Annotated in this window: 28 protein-coding genes and 1 pseudogene; 18 read left to right on the top strand and 11 right to left on the bottom strand. The window is 64.9% G+C overall.

Going from position 1 to position 19,497, the window contains the following annotated elements; genetic code table 11:
• The first annotated feature begins 104 nt into the window (after positions 1 to 104).
• Both K3U93_RS18660 and K3U93_RS18655 read left to right on the top strand, forming a co-directional pair.
• On the top strand, positions 105 to 2,426 hold the full coding sequence (locus K3U93_RS18660; protein ID WP_071510359.1) for an MMPL family transporter: 2,322 nt from the start codon (positions 105 to 107) through the stop codon (positions 2,424 to 2,426).
• 41 nt (positions 2,427 to 2,467) lie between these two features.
• On the top strand, positions 2,468 to 3,121 hold the full coding sequence (locus K3U93_RS18655; protein ID WP_083010787.1) for a class I SAM-dependent methyltransferase: 654 nt from the start codon (positions 2,468 to 2,470) through the stop codon (positions 3,119 to 3,121).
• Positions 3,122 to 3,200: 79 nt separating this feature from the next.
• Here K3U93_RS18655 and K3U93_RS18650 read toward each other — a convergent pair whose 3' ends face one another.
• Both K3U93_RS18650 and K3U93_RS18645 read right to left on the bottom strand, forming a co-directional pair.
• The gene (locus K3U93_RS18650; RefSeq protein WP_083010786.1) at positions 3,201 to 4,061 is read right to left on the bottom strand and encodes a type IV toxin-antitoxin system AbiEi family antitoxin; all 861 of its coding nucleotides are present in this window, start codon (positions 4,059 to 4,061) and stop codon (positions 3,201 to 3,203) included.
• 96 nt (positions 4,062 to 4,157) lie between these two features.
• Entirely contained in the window at positions 4,158 to 4,871 is a 714-nt protein-coding gene (locus K3U93_RS18645; protein WP_071510356.1) for an NAD-dependent deacylase, read from the bottom strand.
• A 37-nt stretch (positions 4,872 to 4,908) separates the two neighbouring features.
• Between K3U93_RS18645 and K3U93_RS18640 the strand changes: the two genes are divergently transcribed.
• On the top strand, positions 4,909 to 5,274 hold the full coding sequence (locus K3U93_RS18640) for an Rv1152 family transcriptional regulator (RefSeq protein ID WP_071510355.1): 366 nt from the start codon (positions 4,909 to 4,911) through the stop codon (positions 5,272 to 5,274).
• 24 nt (positions 5,275 to 5,298) lie between these two features.
• On the opposite strand, the gene K3U93_RS18635 is transcribed toward K3U93_RS18640, so the two are convergent.
• Positions 5,299 to 5,820, bottom strand: a complete 522-nt coding sequence (locus K3U93_RS18635; RefSeq protein ID WP_083010785.1) for a DUF1697 domain-containing protein — start codon at positions 5,818 to 5,820, stop codon at positions 5,299 to 5,301.
• 55 nt (positions 5,821 to 5,875) lie between these two features.
• Here K3U93_RS18635 and K3U93_RS18630 point away from each other — a divergent pair, with 55 nt between their 5' ends.
• Positions 5,876 to 6,319 carry a PPOX class F420-dependent oxidoreductase gene (locus K3U93_RS18630; RefSeq protein ID WP_083010784.1) on the top strand — a complete coding sequence of 148 codons (444 nt, stop codon included), beginning with the start codon at positions 5,876 to 5,878 and terminating at the stop codon, positions 6,317 to 6,319.
• A gap of 27 nt (positions 6,320 to 6,346) precedes the next feature.
• Positions 6,347 to 6,523, top strand: coding sequence for a DUF5302 domain-containing protein (locus K3U93_RS18625; RefSeq protein ID WP_139796983.1), 177 nt, complete (start codon positions 6,347 to 6,349; stop codon positions 6,521 to 6,523).
• Here the strand turns inward: K3U93_RS18625 and K3U93_RS18620 are convergent.
• Entirely contained in the window at positions 6,520 to 6,924 is a 405-nt protein-coding gene (locus K3U93_RS18620) for a DUF4345 domain-containing protein (RefSeq protein WP_083010783.1), read from the bottom strand. The two genes, K3U93_RS18625 and K3U93_RS18620, sit on opposite strands and share 4 nt — an antisense overlap.
• Positions 6,925 to 7,034: 110 nt before the next feature.
• Here K3U93_RS18620 and K3U93_RS18615 point away from each other — a divergent pair, with 110 nt between their 5' ends.
• From K3U93_RS18615 to K3U93_RS18605, 3 genes are read left to right on the top strand one after another with little or no spacing between them, the layout of a single operon-like run.
• Entirely contained in the window at positions 7,035 to 7,610 is a 576-nt protein-coding gene (locus tag K3U93_RS18615; protein ID WP_083010782.1) for a TetR/AcrR family transcriptional regulator, read from the top strand.
• Positions 7,611 to 7,619: 9 nt separating this feature from the next.
• Positions 7,620 to 8,201 carry an HhH-GPD-type base excision DNA repair protein gene (locus tag K3U93_RS18610; RefSeq protein WP_071510385.1) on the top strand — a complete coding sequence of 194 codons (582 nt, stop codon included), beginning with the start codon at positions 7,620 to 7,622 and terminating at the stop codon, positions 8,199 to 8,201.
• The gene (locus tag K3U93_RS18605; protein WP_071510350.1) at positions 8,198 to 8,344 is read left to right on the top strand and encodes a DUF1059 domain-containing protein; all 147 of its coding nucleotides are present in this window, start codon (positions 8,198 to 8,200) and stop codon (positions 8,342 to 8,344) included. The genes K3U93_RS18610 and K3U93_RS18605 overlap by 4 nt, the downstream gene beginning before the upstream one ends.
• Positions 8,345 to 8,448: 104 nt before the next feature.
• Here K3U93_RS18605 and K3U93_RS18600 read toward each other — a convergent pair whose 3' ends face one another.
• Together K3U93_RS18600 and K3U93_RS18595 are read right to left on the bottom strand one after the other, a co-directional pair.
• Entirely contained in the window at positions 8,449 to 9,483 is a 1,035-nt protein-coding gene (locus K3U93_RS18600) for an Rv1157c family protein (RefSeq protein ID WP_083010781.1), read from the bottom strand.
• Positions 9,484 to 9,529: 46 nt separating this feature from the next.
• Complete coding sequence (locus tag K3U93_RS18595) at positions 9,530 to 10,195, bottom strand: hypothetical protein (protein ID WP_083010780.1); 666 nt, start codon at positions 10,193 to 10,195, stop codon at positions 9,530 to 9,532.
• A gap of 103 nt (positions 10,196 to 10,298) precedes the next feature.
• Here K3U93_RS18595 and K3U93_RS18590 point away from each other — a divergent pair, with 103 nt between their 5' ends.
• Entirely contained in the window at positions 10,299 to 11,558 is a 1,260-nt protein-coding gene (locus K3U93_RS18590; RefSeq protein WP_083010779.1) for a mannosyltransferase, read from the top strand.
• Here the strand turns inward: K3U93_RS18590 and K3U93_RS18585 are convergent.
• Positions 11,555 to 11,839, bottom strand: coding sequence for a 4a-hydroxytetrahydrobiopterin dehydratase (locus K3U93_RS18585; RefSeq protein ID WP_083010778.1), 285 nt, complete (start codon positions 11,837 to 11,839; stop codon positions 11,555 to 11,557). The genes K3U93_RS18590 and K3U93_RS18585 overlap by 4 nt on opposite strands.
• Positions 11,840 to 12,042: 203 nt before the next feature.
• Here K3U93_RS18585 and K3U93_RS25300 point away from each other — a divergent pair.
• The 5 genes and pseudogenes from K3U93_RS25300 to K3U93_RS18560 all read left to right on the top strand — a co-directional run.
• Positions 12,043 to 12,225 (top strand): annotated as a pseudogene (locus tag K3U93_RS25300) (site-specific integrase); the annotation flags it as partial.
• Entirely contained in the window at positions 12,205 to 12,867 is a 663-nt protein-coding gene (locus K3U93_RS18575) for a tyrosine-type recombinase/integrase (RefSeq protein ID WP_254893608.1), read from the top strand. The pseudogene K3U93_RS25300 and the gene K3U93_RS18575, both read left to right, overlap by 21 nt.
• Before the next feature lie 349 nt (positions 12,868 to 13,216).
• The gene (locus K3U93_RS18570; RefSeq protein ID WP_071508832.1) at positions 13,217 to 13,456 is read left to right on the top strand and encodes a hypothetical protein; all 240 of its coding nucleotides are present in this window, start codon (positions 13,217 to 13,219) and stop codon (positions 13,454 to 13,456) included.
• 128 nt (positions 13,457 to 13,584) lie between these two features.
• Positions 13,585 to 13,839, top strand: coding sequence for a hypothetical protein (locus K3U93_RS18565; RefSeq protein ID WP_071508831.1), 255 nt, complete (start codon positions 13,585 to 13,587; stop codon positions 13,837 to 13,839).
• Between the two features lie 1,195 nt (positions 13,840 to 15,034).
• Positions 15,035 to 15,247, top strand: coding sequence for a hypothetical protein (locus K3U93_RS18560; RefSeq protein ID WP_083010776.1), 213 nt, complete (start codon positions 15,035 to 15,037; stop codon positions 15,245 to 15,247).
• A 54-nt stretch (positions 15,248 to 15,301) separates the two neighbouring features.
• Here the strand turns inward: K3U93_RS18560 and K3U93_RS18555 are convergent, their stop codons facing one another.
• Complete coding sequence (locus K3U93_RS18555) at positions 15,302 to 15,991, bottom strand: hypothetical protein (protein WP_176219979.1); 690 nt, start codon at positions 15,989 to 15,991, stop codon at positions 15,302 to 15,304.
• Between K3U93_RS18555 and K3U93_RS18550 the strand changes: the two genes are divergently transcribed.
• Both K3U93_RS18550 and K3U93_RS18545 read left to right on the top strand, forming a co-directional pair.
• Entirely contained in the window at positions 15,954 to 16,646 is a 693-nt protein-coding gene (locus K3U93_RS18550; protein WP_071508827.1) for a phage major capsid family protein, read from the top strand. The two genes, K3U93_RS18555 and K3U93_RS18550, sit on opposite strands and share 38 nt — an antisense overlap.
• Before the next feature lie 511 nt (positions 16,647 to 17,157).
• Entirely contained in the window at positions 17,158 to 17,361 is a 204-nt protein-coding gene (locus K3U93_RS18545; RefSeq protein WP_139796981.1) for a hypothetical protein, read from the top strand.
• A 145-nt stretch (positions 17,362 to 17,506) separates the two neighbouring features.
• Here K3U93_RS18545 and K3U93_RS18540 read toward each other — a convergent pair whose 3' ends face one another.
• The 3 genes from K3U93_RS18540 to K3U93_RS18530 form a co-directional block, all read right to left on the bottom strand.
• A complete protein-coding gene (locus tag K3U93_RS18540) occupies positions 17,507 to 17,719 on the bottom strand; it encodes a hypothetical protein (protein ID WP_083010772.1) in 213 nt (70 codons plus the stop codon).
• Between the two features lie 255 nt (positions 17,720 to 17,974).
• A complete protein-coding gene (locus K3U93_RS18535; protein ID WP_071508824.1) occupies positions 17,975 to 18,187 on the bottom strand; it encodes a hypothetical protein in 213 nt (70 codons plus the stop codon).
• 2 nt (positions 18,188 to 18,189) lie between these two features.
• The gene (locus K3U93_RS18530; protein ID WP_071508823.1) at positions 18,190 to 18,588 is read right to left on the bottom strand and encodes a hypothetical protein; all 399 of its coding nucleotides are present in this window, start codon (positions 18,586 to 18,588) and stop codon (positions 18,190 to 18,192) included.
• Positions 18,589 to 19,031: 443 nt separating this feature from the next.
• On the opposite strand from K3U93_RS18530, the gene K3U93_RS18525 reads away from it, so the two are divergent.
• Positions 19,032 to 19,211, top strand: coding sequence for a hypothetical protein (locus tag K3U93_RS18525; RefSeq protein ID WP_071508822.1), 180 nt, complete (start codon positions 19,032 to 19,034; stop codon positions 19,209 to 19,211).
• An 18-nt stretch (positions 19,212 to 19,229) separates the two neighbouring features.
• Positions 19,230 to 19,496 (top strand): hypothetical protein, encoded by a 267-nt coding sequence (locus K3U93_RS18520; protein ID WP_071508821.1) that lies wholly within the window; start codon positions 19,230 to 19,232, stop codon positions 19,494 to 19,496.
• Position 19,497 lies beyond the last annotated feature (1 nt).

The following is a 19,497-nucleotide window of genomic DNA, read 5'->3' as shown; positions in this document are numbered from 1 at the left end:
GTCCATTAAGCGAACAGTCTTGTTTGACACCTGTAAGTTGGGCGCAGATACGTTACCGCGGATCGGTGGGGGCCTGTGCGTGGCACAGGCGGAAGGACGCGAACATGCTGCAACGGATCGCGCGACTGGCCATCGCGGCGCCACGACGAATCATCGGGGTGGCGGTCTTGGTGTTCATCGCCGCCGCGATCTTCGGCCTTCCCGTTGCCAAGAGCCTGTCTCCCGGCGGCTTCCAGGATCCGAACTCGGAGTCGGCGCGCGCCATTCAAGTGCTGACCGACAAGTTCGGGCAGAGCGGGCAGCAAATGCTGGTCCTGGTCACAGCGCCCGCGGGCACCAACAGTGAGCAGGCTCGCAAGGTGGCCACCGATCTCGTCAGCGATTTGCAACGGTCGCCATTGGTGTACAACGTGACCTCGGCCTGGACCGCGCCGCCACCGGCCGCCGCCAATCTCGTCAGCACCGACGGGAAGTCGGGGTTGATCGTGGTCAACCTCAAGGGCGGCGAAAACTACATTCAGACAAACGCCCAAACCCTGTCGGACGAGTTCGTCCACGATCGTGACGGCGTCACCGTCCGAGCCGGCGGGTCGGCGATGCAGTACGCCCAAATCAACAAGCAGAACCAGGCCGACCTTCTGGTGATGGAGATGATCGCGCTCCCGCTGAGCTTCCTGGTGCTGGTCTGGGTGTTCGGTGGGCTGCTGGCCGCTGCATTGCCGATGGCCCTCGGCGCACTGGCCGTCGTCGGCTCGATGTCGGTGTTGCGACTCGTGACGTTTACCACCGAAGTGTCGATCTTCGCGCTCAACCTGAGCACGGCATTGGGCCTGGCGCTGGCCATCGACTACACGCTGCTGATCGTCAGCCGGTATCGCGACGAGCTGGCCGAGGGCAGCGATCGAGAAGAGGCGCTGATCCGGACCATGGCCACCTCCGGCCGCACGGTGCTGTTCTCCGCGGTCACGGTGGCGCTGTCGATGTCCGCGACGGTGGCCTTCCCGATGTACTTCCTGAAGTCGTTCGCCTACGCCGGCGTGGCCACCGTGGCCTTCGTCGCGACCGCATCCATCGTGATAACCCCGGCCGCGATCGCGCTGCTGGGTCCCCGGCTGGATTCACTGGACGTGCGCCGGCTTTTGCGGCGGATCCTGGGCCGCCCGGATCCCGTGCACAAGCCAGTCGAGGAATCGTTCTGGTACCGGTCGAGCAAGTATGTGATGCGTCGCTGGCTGCCGATCGGCTCGGCCGTCATCGCGCTACTGGTGCTGCTCGGACTCCCGTTCACCTCGGTGAAGTGGGGTTTCCCGGACGACCGGGTGCTGCCGCACTCGGCGTCGTCGCACCAAGTCGGTGACCGGTTGCGCAACGACTTCGCGCACGATTCCGCGACAGCGGTGCCCGTCGTCGTCCCCAACGCCCGTGGGCTCAGCCCGGCCGATCTGGATAAGTACGCCGCGGACCTGTCCCGGGTTCCCGACGTGTCGGCGGTGTCCGCGCCCGGCGGGACGTTCGCGGGTGGATTCCGGGCTGGCCCACCGACGTCGGCTACCGGGTGGGCCGACGGCAGCGCATTCCTGACGGTGAGCAGTGCGGCGCCGCTGTTTTCGCACGCTTCCGACACCCAGCTCAGGCGGTTGCATGAGGTGCGCGGGCCCGCCGGCCGACCCGTCGACATGGCCGGTGTCGCGCAGGTCAACCGCGACAGCGTCGATGCGGTGACGGAACGACTTCCGCTGGTGTTGGGGCTGATGGCCGCCATTACCTTCGTGTTGCTGTTCCTGCTCACCGGCAGCGTGGTGCTGCCGGTGAAGGCGCTGATGTGCAACGTGCTGTCGCTGACCGCGGCCTTTGGCGCGCTGGTGTGGATCTTCCAGGACGGCCACCTCGGCGCGCTCGGAACAACCCCGAGCGGCACGCTGGTGGCCAACATGCCGGTGCTGTTGTTCTGCATCGCCTTTGGGTTGTCGATGGACTATGAGGTGTTCTTGATCTCCCGGATCCGCGAGTACTGGCTGGCGTCCGGGGCCGCCCGACCGGCGACGCCAAGCGCGGCGCAGGCCCATGCCGCCAACGACGAGAGTGTGGCACATGGCGTGGCCCGCACGGGCCGGGTGATCACCGCGGCCGCGCTGGTGATGTCGATGTCGTTCGCCGCGCTGATCGCCGCCCACGTATCGTTCATGCGGATGTTCGGCCTCGGGCTCACGCTCGCCGTGTTCGTGGATGCGACGCTGGTGCGGATGGTCCTGGTTCCGGCGTTCATGCATGTGATGGGCCGCTGGAATTGGTGGGCGCCAAAGCCTTTGGTGTGGCTGCACGAGCGGTTCGGCATCAGCGAGGGCCCGGCCGCACAGGCCGGAGACGTCGAACCGGTGCGGCACGATGGCCGCCCGATCAGGGAGTCGGTGACCAACATTGGTTAGCGCGGCGCACGGCTGACCACCTAGCGACAGTTGGAGGGGCCTTGGGGACGACGGCTGCGGAGGCGTCGGCATCGAGCGTCGACAACCCGTTCTTCGCGCGGATCTGGCCCGTTGTCGCCGCCCACGAAGTCGAGGCGGTGCGGGCCCTGCGCCGGGAGAATCTGGCCGGCTTGTCGGGCCGGGTGCTGGAGGTCGGGGCGGGCATTGGCACCAACTTCGCCTTCTATCCGGATTCCGTTGAGCGCGTCGTGGCCGTGGAGCCGGAGCCGCGGCTTGCCGCCCGGGCGCGCACCGCGGCCGCCGCGGCGCCCGTCCCGGTTGTCGTGACCGGTGAGACCGCGGAGGCGTTCAGCGGCGGGGAGCCGTTCGACGCGGTGGTGTGCTCGCTGGTGCTGTGCTCGGTGCAAGACCCCGCCATGGTGTTGCAGCGTCTGTGTTCGTTGCTGCGGCCGGGCGGGCAGCTGCGGTATCTCGAGCATGTGGCCAGCGCCGGCGTGCGGGGCCGGTTGCAGTGGCTTGCCGACGCCACGCTGTGGCCGAGGTTGCTGGGCAACTGCCACACCCATCGCGATACCGAGCTCGCCATCGTCGAGGCCGGATTCGAGGTGGACACTTCCCGGCGGGAGTGGACGCTGCCGTTCTGGGCGCCGCTGCCGGTGTCGGAGTTGGTGCTGGGCCGGGCACGCCGGCCCTAGATCCCTCACGCCGAGTCTGCGCTCAGCGCGCCCGTTGGCGTGCCGAGCGCGATCTGTGCGCAGGCTCGATGCCGCCATTTCAGTTTCGATGCAGGCTCGATGCCCGAAACTCCCGGGCATCACGAACCCGACGAATGATGTCGGCGGGACGATCCGTTGCGACCACTCGGACGATGAGCCAGGCCAGCCTCTCCAATGCCTCTCTGCGACGGATGTCCTTTCTGTACTGCCAGGGGTCGAGGCGATGATGCTCGCCGTCATACTCGGCGGCGACCATCAAGTCCTCCCACCCCATGTCGAGGTAGTATTGGGCGCCGTCGGCAGTCATTACCGGGATCTGGGTCCTCGGCCGTGGCAATCCCGCGTGGATCAGTAGGAGCCGCAGCCACGTCTCTTTCGGCGACTGCGAACCGGCGTCCGCCAAATCCAGCGCCGTTTCCAGTTGTCTGAGCCCACGCGCGCCGCGGTGCCGGTCCGCCATTTCGGCGACCTGATCGACCTTTACTCCGGTTGCGCGCATGAGGGCGTCCAAGTGGGCGATCGCGGTCCCCATCGGCTTCCGGCGCGCGATATCGAATGCGGTGCGTGGCGGCGTCGTTACCGGTACGCCCATTACAGTGCGGAATTCGGCTGGGCGAAGCCTAAAATCGTAGGTTCGCACGCCGCGTGGCGATCGCGCGTTGGACCAGATCAACTCGACGGGCAGGTGTTCGTCCACCCACCTCGAGCCATGCCACGCGGCCGCGGTCAACCCCGCCAGCACGCCTTGGCGATGCGACCACAGCCAGGCCGCCACTGCACGGTCGCGCAACGTCAGCCCCAGATCGCGTCGTACATAGACGTCGGGGAACACCGGCCGGAAGCGGGACCGCAGCTGATGCTTGCGCAGCGTCCCGGCCTTCACCACCTCGCTGCCGATAAAGGGTTTATTGCTTGTCATGGCTGCACGCTCGCCGGCCTCGCCGACGGCGGGACATCGAAACTGCGCTGAGCGTGCCACTTTGTGGACGAACCGCGATCTGTGCGCAGGCTCGACTTATCTCAACAGGGCGGGCAGCCGCTGCAGCAGCTCGGGCAGCGCCTGGCTTGCACTCTCGCGGATGCTGATCGTGGCGCTCGGGGTAAGCGGTGTCGGCTCGGGGTTGACCTCGACGACGACCGCGCCGCGGGACAACGCCAGATCCGGCAGACCGGCCGCGGGGTAGACGATCGCCGAGGTCCCCACCACCACCATCACGTCGGCGGCCTGCGTCGCCTCGACCGCGCGCTGCCATGGCTCGTCGGGCAGCGGCTCGCCGAACCACACGATGTCGGGTCTGATCAGGCCGCCGCAGTGGCAGACCGGAGGTTCCACCTCCAGCGCCGGCTCCGGCATTTCGGGGAGCGCACCGGTGTAGGGCATACCGCAACGCTCGCAACGGAATTCGAAAAGGCTCCCGTGCAGATGATGCACCGGGCTGCTACCGGCGCGCTCGTGCAAGTCGTCGACGTTCTGGGTGACGACGGTGACGTCGGCGTAATCCTGCCACGCAGCGATCGCGCGATGCCCATTGTTGGGTTCGACGTTGGCCACCAGGTAGTGGCGCCACAGATACCACCCCCAGACCCGTTCGGGGTTGTTGCGCCACCCTTGGGTGCTGGACAGCTCGTAGGGATCGAAGCGGGCCCACAGTCCGTTCTTGTCGTCACGAAAAGTCGGTACGCCGCTTTCCGCGGAGATCCCCGCGCCGCTGAGCACCGTTACCCGCATTCCACAAACATAGCCGCGCTTGCGGGATACTGGGTGCGTGGAGCTGCGGGATTGGTTACGGGTCGACGTGAAGGCGGGCAAACCATTGTTCGACCAGCTCAGGACCCAGGTCATCGACGGAGTCCGAAGCGGCGCGTTGCCGCCCGGCAGCCGGCTCCCGACGGTGCGTGACCTGGCCGGTCAGCTTGGCGTTGCGGCGAACACCGTGGCCCGTGCCTATCGTGAGCTGGAGTCGGCGGCGATCGTCGAAACACGTGGGCGCTTCGGCACTTTCATTTCCCGCTTCGATCCGACCGACGCCGCGATGGCGGCCGCTGCCAAAGAGTACGTCGACGTGGCCCGGGCATTGGGGCTGACCAAATCCGACGCGATGCGCTACCTGACCAATGTGCCCGATGATTGAGGCCGGCCGAAATCGGTTGGCGCGCTAGCCAATAACTTTGGCCAGCGTGCGCAGGTTACGTGTCGTCGTCGAGGACTTGTAGCGCGGCTTGCCCATCGTCTTGCCGATCGTGCTGTCCAAGGTGCTGCCCTTGGGCACCTGCCAGTAGACAACGCCCTCGCCGCGGCCGATCTTCTCTGCCGGACCGGCACCCTCGGCGAGCCTGGCAAGCTCGTCGAGCACCGCGGCGTCGGCGACGAACGTGACGTAGGACTGGTACCCGTCGACCTCGCGTTCGAAAGGGTAGGCGTCGACGACCGTGCGCACCGTGTCGATGTCGTACACCAGCACCCACGCGTCATAGCCGAACCTCTCGCGCAACGTGGCTTCGGCCTTCTTGCGCACCGCGGCCACGCCGGCGGACGACTCCAGCAGCACGTTGCCGCTGGCCAGGACGGTGCGCACGTTGGCGAATCCGGCGCCGGTCAGCGCGGCCGCCACCTCGGCCATTTTGAGGTTGACGCCGCCGACGTTGACGCCGCGCAGGAATGCCGCGTACTTGGTCATGGTCCGATTCCACCAGGCCGGCCGGGAGCGACGTGACGCGACGTAGGCTTTTGGCATGGGACGCCAAGTCTTCGACGACAAGCTATTAGCCGTGATCAGCGGGAACTCCCTCGGGGTGTTGGCCACCATCAAGCGCGACGGGCGGCCCCAACTGTCGAATGTGAGTTACCACTTCGACCCGCGCGAACTGGCGGTGCGGGTATCGATCACCGAGCCGCGGGCCAAGACGCGCAATCTGCGCCGCGACCCGCGGGCTTCGATCCTGGTCGACGCCGACGACGGGTGGTCGTATGCCGTGGCCGAAGGCACGGCGGAACTGACGCCTCCGGCGGCCGCGCCCGACGACGACACCGTCGAGGCGTTGATTGCCTTGTATCGCAACATCGCCGGTGAACATCCGGACTGGGACGAGTACCGGCGGGCGATGGTCACGGACCGGCGGGTGCTGCTGACCCTGCCGATCTCACACGTGTACGGCATGCCGCCGGGTAAGTGGTAAAACCACGAGGCACGCTAGGCTGCCGGCATGGCCGAATCGAAGTCCCAACACGAGGACGAGACCAAGCGCAAGTTCCGGGAAGCCCTCGACCGCAAGAAGGCCAAGTCGGCGGGCGGTTCCGATCACAAAGACGGCGGCGACAGACACTCGCGGGCCCACGGCCCCTTGGAGAGCCGTCGGGAATTCCGTCGCAAGAGCGGTTAGCCGTTGGCCGTAGTCGGCCGCTGAGCCTTGGCAAGCCCGAAAAATACTGCTGGAACGGCGAATTCGAGCGCCGTGAGCACATCCTGAAACCAATGTGGCCGACCCTTTTGGACCACCGAGATCAGGCGCCCGACGCCGCCGGCAAGCATGACGCCGGCCAGTAACCACACATCACCGACGCGAATGGGGGATCGGCGAGCCGCCTGCACCCAGGCGATGCCGTACCCGGCGAAAATGGCCGAGTAGAACCGCTCGCGCGAGTCGACCGTCGCGTTGGCATCGGTCGCGCCCGGAACCGAGGCCGTCCCCAAGGCGAAGTGATAGCCACCGATCGCGATCGACGACACCCCGGTGACCGCGGCCAGGTACTTGAGGTATCCGGCGCGTGAGCCGTCAGCCATATCCGCATGCTCCTCCCGGGGCCCGGCACGGCGACCGGCCCACCACGACCGCTAAGTAGATTATTGTCAACTTAGCGCGAAAGTTGTTGATTATCAAGTAAAATTCGCGGATGGCCAGCCAACGTCGACTCGCACCGCAACGGCGCCGCGAACACGTTGTGGACGCGGCGGAACGGGTCTTCGCCGAACGGCCGTACGAGTACGTCGCCATGGATGCCGTCGCCGAGGAGGCCGGCATCTCGCGTGCGCTGCTGTACCGGTACTTCCCGGGCAAGCTCGCGTTGTTTGCGTCCGTGTACCGGCGCGCGGCCGACCGGCTGCTCGACGGCATTCGCTTCGACCCCGGCGCTCCGCTTCAAGCCCAGATCGCCGCCGGACTTGACGCCCACTTCGACTACTTTCTGGCCAACCGCAACACCGTGCTGGCAGCCAACCAGACTTTGGCCTCCGACCCGGTTGTGCAGGGCATCATCAATGCGGAGCTTGCGGCGCTGCGTGACCGAATCACCGAGGCCGCCACTTCGGATTACCGTGCGCGCCAACGGCTTTCTGCTATTGTGATCAGTTGGTTGGCGTTTGTCCGGGTGCTGTGTGTGCAGTGGCTCGCCGACGAGAGTTTCACGCGCGACGAGCTCCGGGGGATCTGCGTCGACGCCCTCAACGCGGTGCTTTCGGGGCGGATCTAGACTGTGTGGGTGCCGAGGCTGCAGCTTGCCCAGGATCCGGCCGCCGACGCGCTGCTGGACGACAACCCGTTCGCGTTGCTGGTGGGCATGCTGCTCGACCAGCAAGTGCCCATGGAGACGGCCTTCGCGGGACCGAAGAAGATCGCCGATCGGATGGGTGGCTTCGACGCCGGCCAGATCGCCGACCACGACCCGGACAAGTTCGCCGCGTTGTGCTTGGAAAAGCCTGCGATACACCGCTTTCCGGGATCGATGGCCAAGCGCGTCCAGGCCCTGGCGCAGATCATCGTGGACCGCTACGACGGCGATGCGGCCGGGTTGTGGACGGCCGGCGAGCCCGACGGGAAGGAACTGCTGCGGCGACTCAAGGGGCTGCCCGGTTTCGGCGAGCAGAAGGCGCAGATCTTCCTGGCGTTGCTCGGCAAGCAGTACGGCGTGACGCCGACGGGCTGGAGGGCGGCGGCCGGGGAGTTCGGCAAACCCGGCACGCACATGTCCGTCGCCGATATCGTGGACGCCCGTTCGCTTGGACAGGTGCGATCACACAAGAAGCAGATGAAGGCAGCAGCGAAGGAAAGGGCGGCAACGTGAAGACACACATAACGTGTCCCTGCGGCGAAGCCATCGTCGGCAAGGACGAGGACGAACTGGTCGAACTGACCCAGGCTCATCTGACCAGCGTTCACCCGGGCCTGGAGTACGACCGCGACGCGATCCTGTTCATGGCCTACTAGCCGGGCCCCCCGGCCTACTAGCCGGGGCCCGGCCGCGAAGGTGCGTGTTTGTACGGTGACACGCCGTCACGGGCGTACAACTGCGCACGCTCGCGCCGAAGGGTCTAAGGCACCACCGTGGAGCCGATCGTGGGCATGAACTGGCACTGCTTTTCCTTGGTGGTGACCTGCCCGAAGATGGTCGACATGATGCTGCCCGAGCCGGTGTCGACGATTGCCGTCAACGTCGTCGGCCCATCGGCATTGATGTCGGATCGCGGCTTGAGCGTGGCGGTTCCGGACTTGCCCGTGGTCAGGTTCACCCAGGTGACGTTCAACGGCAGCTTCTGCACCTCGGCGGGTCCCGGGGTGCCGACGGCGGTGAACACGTAGGCGGTTTGGCTGGGCCCCGGCCCGGGCGCCGGAATCTTCGCCGGTCCCGCCACCGATAGCGCCGTCGCGATCGAACTGCTTCCGTCCGCAAGGCAATTGGTGCCTATCGAGGGATACATGAAGTCCTGCGTGGGCGGGGCGTCCGGGCCGAAATTCGGGGCCGCCGCCGCAGCCGGAGCAGGGGCCGGTTCAGGAGCCGCCGCCGGTTCAGGAGCCGGCGCGGGTGCCGCGACGGGCTCGGCGGTGCCTGGCACCGCGGCCGAAGGGGCCGCCGAAGGAGCGGCCGCCAAAGGGGCCGCTGCAACGGGCCCGGGACCCGCAGCGCGCGCCGGATCGATACCCGGCGGCAGGTGCGACTGTAGGCCGGGCTCGATGCCGACCGCCGGGACGTGCGCCGCCGGGGCGGCGTCGGGGGCGGCGACACCGGCGGGTGCGCCGGGAACCGGCGCGCCCGGCTCCTGCACGAACTGATTCACCGACGCGGCAACGTTTTTTGACTCGTTGGGCGCCGTCGAATTGTGGGTGAAAGCTTGAGCGGCGGCCATCAGCAGCTGTGTCGCCTGCGTGGGATCGCTGGCCGCCTGCTGAATGATCGGGCTCAGCTGCGAGAGCGCCGGCAGGCCCGGAAGCTGTTGGGCGGAGCTCGGCTGCGGTGTCGGTTGCGGTGCCGCCGGGTCGGCCGCCGCGCTCGGGCAGACCCCGAACGCGGCAGCCGACGCCGTGACGACAGCGGCCAAACCTTTGGACAGATTCCAAGTGGTTGCCACGATGTCCTCCGGTCGTTGGTAGTGGATTAGGCGTCTAACAGGCCGCTCACGGCAGGGCCGCGAGCAGCGGCGCCACCGGTCCGGCGGGGCTGGCCGGCGCCGGTGCCGCCGGAGCCGGCGCCTGCCCCGCGGCCAGTGCCGTCAGATCCTGCGGAAACGTCAGCTGCCCGGGCATATTGACCGGCAGGCTGGACGGCAGCGCCGGCATGTTCACCTTCGCCTGCGGGATCTGGGGGACGGCCGGAGCGGCGGGAGCCGCGGGCGCCGATAGCCCCGGGATGCCGGACAGCCCCGGAATCGAAGGGGCGGCCGGGGCGGTGGGTGCCGCCGGTGCCGGCGATGTCAGCCCGGGGATCGACGTGAGCCCGGGGATGGTCGGCGTCGCCGCCGGGGCCGACGCGGGCGCGGGCTGGGTGAGCCCCGGAATCGAGGGAATCGCCGCCGGAGACGACGCCGGCGCGGTGGCCGAGGGGACCCCCGGGAAGCTGATGCCGGGGGTGGCCGGTGCCGCCGGGGGCGTCGCGCCGAGGGCGGTAGCGAGGTTTTGCAGGATTTGTGGCGCGTTGGCCGCCGAACTGATCAGCTGTTGCGGAATGTTCGGCACGGGTGGAGCCGGCACGGGGTCGGCGTGGGCGATTCCGCCCGTCAGTAGCGCTGCGGACGAACCGACCACGACGGCGGTTGCACGCAAGTAAGTCCAGATGGTTGGCATGACTCTCCCTGGTTATCGATGACAGGTCCTGCGCCGAAGTTACTTTGATACTGATGTGACTCAAGTGACACGTGTGGCATTTATTCGATCGTTACGGATACGAGTGACGGCGGTGACCGGGCGCCCGCTCGCTAAAGTCGGGCGGATAGACACCATCCCGACCGCCCCGGCGGCGCCCCTCACGCGGCGGCTGGCGAGTGCGCTCCAGGCGGCCGCCCCGGCGCTGTTGATCGTGAGCGTCGCCGCGCGACTCGCCTGGACGTACCTAACGCCCCACGGCGCAAACTTCGTCGACCTGCACGTTTACCTTGGCGGCGCCGCCGCCCTCGACCATCCCGGCACCCTGTACAGCTACGTGTACGCCGACCAGACGCCGGACTTCCCGCTGCCGTTCACGTATCCGCCGTTCGCGGCCGTTGTCTTCTACCCGCTGCACCTGTTGCCGTTCGGCCTGGTTGCCTTCCTATGGCAGCTCGCGACGATGGCCGCGTTGTACGGCGCGGTTCGGATCAGCCAGCGCTTGATCGGCGTGCCGGCCGGCGCGGGTCACCGCGTCGCGATGTTGTGGACGGCGATCACCGTCTGGATCGAGCCGCTGCGCAGCACGTTCGACTACGGGCAGGTCAACGTGTTGCTCATGCTGGGGGTGCTGTGGGCGGTCTACACGACGCGGTGGTGGCTGTCGGGCCTGCTGGTCGGGGTGGCCGCCGGAATCAAGTTGACGCCCGCCGTTGCCGGCGTCTATCTCGTCGGCGTTCGGCGGTGGGCCGCGGCGGTGTTTTCGGCGGTCGTCTTCCTCGCCACCGTCGGCCTGTCGGCCTTGATCGTCGGCGACCAGACCCGCTACTACTTCTTCGACCTGCTCGGCGACGCGCACCGGGTCGGGCCAATCGCCACCTCGTTCAATCAATCCTGGCGCGGCGGCATCTCCCGGATCCTGGGCCATGACGCCGGCGACGGTCCGCCGGTCTTGGCCGCCATCGCCGTCACGGCGGTGCTGGCCTTGCTGGCCTGGCGGGCACTGGACGGGTCCGATCGGCTCGGCAAGCTGCTGGTCGTCGAGGTGTTCGGGCTGCTGCTCTCACCGATTTCGTGGACCCACCACTGGGTGTGGCTGGTGCCGCTGATGATCTGGGCGATTCACGGGCCACCGCGCGATCGCCCCGGCGCCCAAGGGGTGGGCTGGGGCTGGTTGGCGCTCACCATCATCGGCGTGCCGTGGTTGTTGAGCTTCGCTCAACCGAGCATCTGGCAAATAAGCCGGCCGTGGTATCTCGCCTGGGCCGGGCTGGTCTACATCGTCGCGGCGGTGGCGACGTTGATCTGGATTGCCGCCACCGGCCGACGCACGGCGGACGGTTAGCCGCCAACGATCCCGTCGATATCGCGCGCCATCGCGATGTCGTTTTGGGTGATGCCGCCCGCGGAATGCGTCACCAGCGCGAAAGTCACCGTCCGCCAACGGATATCGATATCCGGGTGATGATCCTTGCTCTCGGCGTGCTCGGCCACCCGGCGCACGGCGTCGATGCCGTCCAAAAACGTCGGAAACTTGATCGACCGGCGCAGGGTGCCGTCAACGCGCTCCCATCCGTTGAGCTCGGGCAGTGCGGCGTCTACTTCCTCATCCGTTAACACAGCCATAACTCGTAACCTTTCTCTATTCCAAATACGTTGCTACCTGCCACTTTACGCCTATTTGCCGTAGGGTGGCAGGGGTACACGGGTATTGGTTACGGTTAACACTATGGCCAACACCGCGCGCATTACCCCCCTTAAGCAACTCGACATTCGTTCTCTCGTAGTCTCTTTCGAGATTTGAGCTCGCCGCCCTTAATCGGTCGCGCGCTACGAAAAAGATCTACCTGTCCAGCATTGGCGTATACCTCAGGTGGCTTGAAACAAACGGCCATCCGCCTGGAATTGATCGCAGGCTGGTGCAGGCCTGGATGGCGGAAATGCTGGAGAACGGGGCTGCGGCGACGACGGTGGGGGCCCGGCTGGCTGGCATCCGGCAATTCACCAAATGGCTCGCCAATGAACATGAGATCCCGATCGACCCCTTACTTGGACTGAACGCTCCCAAGGCACCCATACCGATCACTCCTATCCTCACCGACGAGCAGATCAAAGCGCTCATCCAGGCATGTCAGGGGACTAGCCTGCGTTGCAGGCGCGACGAGGCACTCGTGAGGTTGCTTGTTGAGTCGGCCATGCGGGTGGGGGAGTGCGTTGCTCTGACGACGGACGACGTTGACATGGCCCGGGGTCTGGTAATGATCCGCCGGGCGAAGAACGGGCGTGGCCGCGTTGCGCCATTTGGTGCGCAGACGGCGCGGAGTTTAGACCGGTACCTGCGGGCGCGGCGTGTTCACAAGTTCGCCGACTCGAAGGCATTGTGGTTGGGCGCGCGTACCTACTTGTCTCTGAGTGCGGCAGGCGTACGGATGACGCTCCGCGAACGTGCTCAAGAGGCGGGTATTGGACACCTTCACCCTCATCAACTACGCCATACGGCAGCGGCGCGGTGGCTAATGGCCGGAGGTACTGAGACTTCGCTGATGGCTATAGCGGGCTGGCAGGACAGGACGCAGTTGGACAGGTACGGGGCACATACGAAGGCTGAGCGCGCAGTAGCCGAAGCGCGGCGATTAAGCCTTGGAGACATATAGATACCACAGCGCGCTACGGAATAGCATTACAGCACAACAATATTCGGACTCGGAATACCAGGAATACCGGTAGGGCCGGTGTACCGTTAGGTAGCGGCGCAACTCGCGCCGGGCCTGCTGAAGTCGCTGAGTAAGCGTTTTCGCGCATGGACGGAGGAGACATGGCAGCAGCACAGCCATTTGTCGTTCTCGCGTGCGCGAAAGGTTTACTGCTATGGCAACAACCCCAGACGGGGATCAGAACGGAATACTGTCTGGCTGTTCGGGTCTAACACAGGCCGAGCTTCGGCTAATTGGATCGATCGGCGGCCATACATCGTGGGCCAACACTCAGAATCGCCAGGCGCGAATGGCAGTGCCGCAGCAGGCCTCACCGGCCAGCTGGGAATGGCACGCCGACAGATTTGATCCGAACCATGAATTGCCAGCGGAAGAACGGCGGCAGCGTGGTGAAAGCGCCAAAAGGGCCTACATGAAGCAGCTCAGCCGCAAGGCCCTCCGCGCCCGCAGGCTGAAGAAGGCCGACCGACTCGTGGCCGAGGCTGGGCGCTTGCGTGAAGAAGCCAGCCGGGACGGCGATGTTGCCTAGCCCCATACAAGACGAAACCGCCGCCCTGGACGAGGCGGCGGTTTCAGTGCTCATGACACCAGATGACCCAGCAAGTCTACGACAGCCGTACGACACGGGCCGGGGCAACACGAAGGGAAATACGGCCCGTGACGTGGACGAAGCTGGGTGACGAATTCAGCGACGAATGCTGGACATTGACCGACGCGGCTTTCCGGCTGCACACCGAGGGGCTGTTGTGGTCAAACCGAATGTTGACCGATGGCCAACTGGCCAAGGATGAGATGCGCCGCTGGGCGCATCATCCCGAGGCAGCCGACGAGTTGGTGTCGGTCGGGTGGTGGGAAGACCACGGCGAGCATTACCAAGTCATTCACCACCTTGGCTACCAACGGACCCCGTGACCAGATTGCGCGCCAGTCGCTCGCCAACAAGAAGAACCGCGCCAAAGGCAAGGCGAGACCCGTTCGCCCCAAAGGCAACCCGTCAAGCGAGTCGTCTGACGAATCGTCTGACGAAAGGGACAGGACAGGACAGGCTTAGGGAAGGGGGGTACGGCGCCAAGCGAAGAGGACAGCCGAAACAGACAGTCTCCCCCCGACTTTGAGCTGTGTGAGGTGTGCCGGGAACGTGAAGCTCAAGGTCCGGGACGCCAAGCTTGGCACCCGAACCTGTGTAAGCCATGCGAGCGCGCGCAACAGGCCGAGGCCAATGCCGAATACGAGGAGCAGTACTTATGACCGCCTACGAATGTCAGGGCTGCGGCGCAACGTTGTGGCTAGCCGACTCGCGCCGCGTGGGCCGCTGCCTGGAATGCCGACACATCGCGGAAGACCAACGCTTGCGCGATGTCATTGCCGAACAGCAGGCAAGGCTAGGAAGGAGGAAAGCAACATGACCGCGAAGAAACCCGAGCGTTGCAATCGGTGCGGCGTTCTCGATGGCGAACCGCACCGGCTGATGTGCGACAAGCGAACCCGTTGTGAATGCGGTGCGCCAGCCATTCGAGGCGGCGGCTCGTTGTGCGCGCCATGCGCACGGAAAAGAGCTATCGCCGTCGCCTCCAAGTTGGCCGAGCTGGACCAGCATTGAGCGGCACCGAGGAGAGATGGGCGAGACACGTCGAGGTCGGCAGATTGTTTCTCGCTGGCCATACCATCGACGCCGTCGCGCAACTGGTTGGCCTTTCGACATGGCGCGTGACCGCAATCCTGCGGCAGTCAGGCGAGCTGCGCGAGGAGCAGGCCCCACGCACGAATCTCTCCTCATGCCGCGCCGCCGTGGTGTGCATGCGGCAGGGTGAGGCCGAGGAGACTGTGGTGGTCTTTCCGATATTGGCCGAAGCCGAAGAGGCCGCGAGACGCGGCGACCGGCTCGGCTGCGGCTCACGCTGGTGCAGAAAGACTCACACGGTCGTTTGGCTGGACGAGGGCCGCTGGCGCAGCCGTACGCCAAGCCTGCCAGCGGCCATTGCGTCCGCCACATTGGCCGCTGGCCGGACAGAACCTGGTACGCGGTAGGTAGTACCGGCCAGCCGGGGAGAAACCGAATGAGCGCGAATCTTTACGGATACCGCTACGGATTACAAAGGAGCGCAATATGACTGACTGCCCAGACGAAGAATCCTTCGAGATGGACCTCGCCATCAACGCACCCGATCTTCAGACGGCACGCGACCGAGCACTTTTTTCGGCTATCACGCATCAGTTGGTCACGCCGCCAGCGTTTGAGCAGTGGTGGGTGGCGGGCCTGCCCAAGTGGTCGGAGGTCTCCGGCCCACCCGTGATGGATGACGCGGATGATGACAAATGAGTCAAACCTCAAGAGCCGCAATGTTTAACGTGGACGTGCTAGGTCTTTGACCCGTCAGTGGACCGCGATATGCTGACGCTGCAAGCCCAGGCGTGGATGCGCCGCTAACGGTTTGCAGCCGCTCGGGATGAGCCCAATTTCATCTGCCAACGTGCGCCGTTCCGGTGCGCGTAGTTCGCTACACCTCGAAAAGGGCTCTTTATGACCACCTTTGATGACCAGCGCGCGTGGATCGACAGCCTTGTTGGCCAGCGCGACTCCTTGAAGCGTGAGCAGCGCCGGATGCTTGACCGTATCCGTGCAACGAGCCGCGAGGAGCTGGATACCCGCGAGCAGCGCAGGTTCGAAAAGCTGGACGCTGACGTCAAGTCGCTGACCGAGCGCGTCGCCAGCGCCAAGGACGACCTGCGCCGGATGGGTGCTGGCCACCCGATGATGGACGGTACGCAGCGGCGCGGGATGGACGCCCAGACGTTCTCGCGGCAGTGGGCATCTGAAGCGGCGCATCGCATCACTCGCACCTTTGGTGAACAGCGTGCGGTGGTCACCGGCTCCATCGACGTGCCGAGCATGATTTTGCCCTACGTCGTCGAAACGCCGTGGCCAGTCCGCCTGATTGATTTGTTGGTCAATCGCGTGGTGGCTGAGCAGAGCAATGCCTTTGAGTACTACCAGCAAGTCGCCCGGACGAATAACGCTGCGCCCGTTGCGGGACCTGGCCACCAAGCCCACAAGTGTCTTCACGTTAGAAGCACACCAGGATCGGTGCCGGGTCATCGCGCACCTGAGCCAGCCCGTGCCGTATCGCTATTTGCAGGATGTGCCGGAACTGCAATCGTGGCTGGTCCGAGAAATGTACGAAGGCGTTCTCGCTGCGCTGGAGAGCCAGATCATTAGCGGTTCCGGCTCCGGCGAAAACATGTTGGGACTGTTGAACACCAGTGGCCTGACCACGGTGGCCTTCGATACCGACGCGCTGACCACGTTGCGTCACGCACAGACGCAGTTGCAACTGCTCGGTGAGAATCCAACCGCCATCGCGTTGCACCCCGCTGACGCTGAGGCCATCGACCTGACCCGTTGGGGAGCATCAGGCGGATTGCTGAGTTCAGGCTTCCAGCACCCCAACACGGCGGGCTACGGCAGCAGCGACAACTTCTTCGGTCCCAGCGACCAGATCAAGCGCGTCATCTCCCCGAGCGTTCCGCAGGGCACCGGCATTGTGGCGGACTGGAATCAGATCAAGATTTTCGTCCGCGAAGATTTCGTTTTGCTGATGAACATTTACGGCGAAGCCGAATTCTCCACCAACAGTTACGTTCTGCGTGGTGAAGGCCGTTATGGCATTGGCGTTCTGCGGCCCCAGGCATTCGCCGTATGCAGTCTGGCCAGTTCCTAATGCCGTTCTCCAAGCCGATTGACCCGTACGGAGACGATTACGTCTCGGTGGAGGAATGCGCCAAGCGCATGAACATCACCACCGAGCAGGTCTTCGAGTTGGTCAGTAGCCACGCCCTACGCGCGTATCGGTGGGGCGGCTGGGGCGACATCGTGGTGCAGCCCGCCATCCTGTCGGGTGCGCCCTCTACAAGACCTGGTGCAGGAGAGCCGACTGGTGAGGTCAAGAAGCGGCCACGCCGTATGGCTCGCTCATGAAGGGTTTCGCGGTAACTGGATTCACGAGCCCCGCAGTCCCAGTCCAGGCTGCGGTCCTGCACCACCAAGCTTGCTCAGTGATGTTCCGGTGTTTTGAGAAGCGAAAATGATTTGCAGGTCAGGATCGTCGTCGGGGACCGGACAACACGCTGAGCAAGGGCGGCGCGGTAGCACGGACATCAGTGGAGCTGGTGATGGAAGCGCCAGCTCCAACCACCTGGTGGCCGCGCCCGCGCCGTACCAAGGGGAGAGACATGAGCCAACCTGACACCCTCCAGCGCCTTTTGGATATCCGGGATCACCTGATGAACGAGTTCGAACTGCTGCGGGCCACGATGAAGCAGGAAAAGCGCAAGGACTTCACTCCCGAGGAAGAAGTCATCTTCGACGCCATCGTCATCGCCAGCCGCGCCATTCGCGGGCCGATACGACACCTGAGTACCCAACCCACGGTCTAAGCGTTAAGAAGCCGCCGCTGGACTTAACACTTACCGTTGGGATCCGGCACGAATGGCTTCGGGGCAGTTAACACTTATGGCGCCGACCGACTTAACACTTAGCTAGAGCGGGAGTCCCGGCGCAAAGGCGCATCGCTAATCGCTTCTAGGCGGGCCGCCAGTGATCGGGATTACCTTTATCGGTGTGGCGGACGTGGGCGATGTGGATCGGAGAGTAGCCCCTGTTCCGCGCCCAACGAATAGCTTCATCCTGTCGCTTGTGTTGAGAAAGGATGTTATCGGCGCGGTCCTCGACCACGTAATGGTCAGGATGGCCCTGGTACCCCTTGGGGCGACCCTCGATGTAGACGGCGGTCATCGGCGTCTCCTTTCCCGGACGACTCATGCTTACCTAACCGACGGCCGGCATTCAATAGCGCGCTAAGGATTAGCCTCATGGCACGAACCGAGTCGCCGTTGTGGGCTGCTCGGTTCTGCCGGTCCCTAGTTGCCGTTCTCCTCGTCCCAGTCGTCACCGTGATGATCGCCGTAATTGTCCGGTATGTAGTCTGGCGTCTCAGAATCCTTGGGCCACCGGTCATTACCCGTGGCTGCCGTTGGCCTCCGTCGAAACTCACGCATTGCCGTTCCCAATCCGGTGCTGGCCTAGCTGCAACAGGCAATCCACGATGTCCCCGTGCCGGCCTAGCGACGTGGGTCTGCCGCCCTGTGCAACAAAGCATTCCCAGCTGGTCTGGCCGTCGTATTGCCACTCGATCACCGTGTAGACGTCGGTACCACTACGTCCCTGCCATAGGACCCGTTGGGTGGCGGCTGCCACAAGCATGGTCACGCCTCCTTGCTGACAAGGCGGACCGGCAGCAGCTGCACGTTGCAACCCTCGGACTCCAGGCGCTCCTTATACCGCTGCGCCGACTTCTCATTGACGAAAAATCGGGTGATCACGCCTTGCTGCCAGCGCCTTGACGTGTGCTGTGGGTCCTGTACATCTGCGGCCACCGAAACCTGGTGCGGAAAACTGCGCTTGTTGACCAGACCAGCACGAGAAGGTCCGGATTCGTACACATAAACGGTGCCTTCCGCTTTCTTCTCCGCCTTTTTCTCTGCCAGCTTGGCGGGCGCTTTGGCCGGTCCTTTCTTCGCTGGCGTCTTGCGCGCCGCCGCTTGCTCCTTGCGTGCCAGGGCCAGGTTGGCAACTGGCGCTGCGGTGGGCTGTGGGTTCGACATTGCTATCTCCTTTTTGGGCTCTGCGGCGGGCTTATTCCCTGGCCGCTACACATAAGCATATGTACATATGGCCTGCTCACAAGGGTTTTCCAGGATGGGTTGACCCCAATTCTGGAGGTCTCAGGAAGCCGTCTCGCCCTCCGTGTGGTACCTAGTGGCTGCCGTCGTAGGGCCGCATACGGCCACGCTGGTGAGGTTTCAGCCGGGGGCTGGTGTGGCGGCGGCGCAGCGCCACAGAGGTGACCGGCAGACTCAAAGGGGGGTAGGCCAAGTCAAAGTCCGGCCCGGCACCCGCTCCCTCACCGGAGCGTTGAGGCCGCCGTACCCAGTTGACGTAAGCACAAAAAAGGGGCTGCCCCTACGGGCAACCCCCTGGTCAGGTGGGCTTAGGTCTGCACGGTGTGCTTACTTGTATTCCTGCTATTGGTCTGGAGAATGGCGGAATGCGCCAGGATATGACCGCCCTTGAGCGAGACAAGTGGATTTACGAAGCCAGACGCCGTGGCATCAGCTACCGGCGCATCGCCAGGGAGCTGGACATGACGGCAGCCGGAGTGCAGAAGGCGATGCAGCGCATCCTGGCCGGAGGACTCGGCAAGGGTCGCGACCGGCGAGCCCAGTAGGCGACTACCGTTAGCCCCGTGGCCGAGTACACGCCTGCTGAAGCGCCGTGGCCTGTTGAGGAGGTCTACCCCAGGGAGTTGCGCCTGGGGGATGTCGTATGCATCGGCGGGAACTACCCCTGGCTCCAGATCACCCGGATTATCGATGCCGGTGAAAATCAGCCGGACTGGGAGAAGCCGCTGGGTAAGCGCGCTTTCGTCTTGTCTCCGATTGAGGGGGAGAGGCCGGTCACAGTCACCTACGACAACCACAACGTACGGACAGTGTTCCGGCGTAAGGGCTAGG

Origin of the sequence: Mycobacterium malmoense (genome assembly GCF_019645855.1) — a bacterium.
GTDB lineage: Bacteria > Actinomycetota > Actinomycetes > Mycobacteriales > Mycobacteriaceae > Mycobacterium > Mycobacterium malmoense.
Note: the sequence above shows the minus strand (reverse complement) of the source record. Positions and strands in the feature narration are given on the sequence as shown.